Origin of the sequence: Virgibacillus profundi (genome assembly GCF_002287375.1) — a bacterium.
GTDB lineage: Bacteria > Bacillota > Bacilli > Bacillales > Amphibacillaceae > Virgibacillus_K > Virgibacillus_K profundi.
Map to the genome: position 1 here is coordinate 1 of NZ_NPOA01000071.1, position 420 is coordinate 420.

1 rRNA gene is annotated in these 420 nt (G+C 53.3%); it reads right to left on the bottom strand.

The features are described 5' to 3' along the window. Nucleotides 1–420 (bottom strand): 16S ribosomal RNA (locus tag CIL05_RS21585); the annotation flags it as partial.

The following is a 420-nucleotide window of genomic DNA, read 5'->3' on the forward strand; positions in this document are numbered from 1 at the left end:
ACGTCATCCCCACCTTCCTCCGGTTTGTCACCGGCAGTCTCGTTAAAGTGCCCAACTAAATGATGGCAACTAACGACAAGGGTTGCGCTCGTTGCGGGACTTAACCCAACATCTCACGACACGAGCTGACGACAGCCATGCAGCACCTGTGTTCCGGCTCCCTTTCGGGCACCCCCACCTCTCAGCAGGGTTCCGGACATGTCAAGGGTAGGTAAGGTTTTTCGCGTTGCATCGAATTAATCCACATCATCCACCGCTTGTGCGGGTCCCCGTCAATTCCTTTGAGTTTTAACCTTGCGGCCGTACTCCCCAGGCGGTCAACTTCACGCGTTAGCTACGGTACTAAATCAAACTCCAACACCTAGTTGACATCGTTTAGGGCGTGGACTACCAGGGTATCTAATCCTGTTTGTATACGCG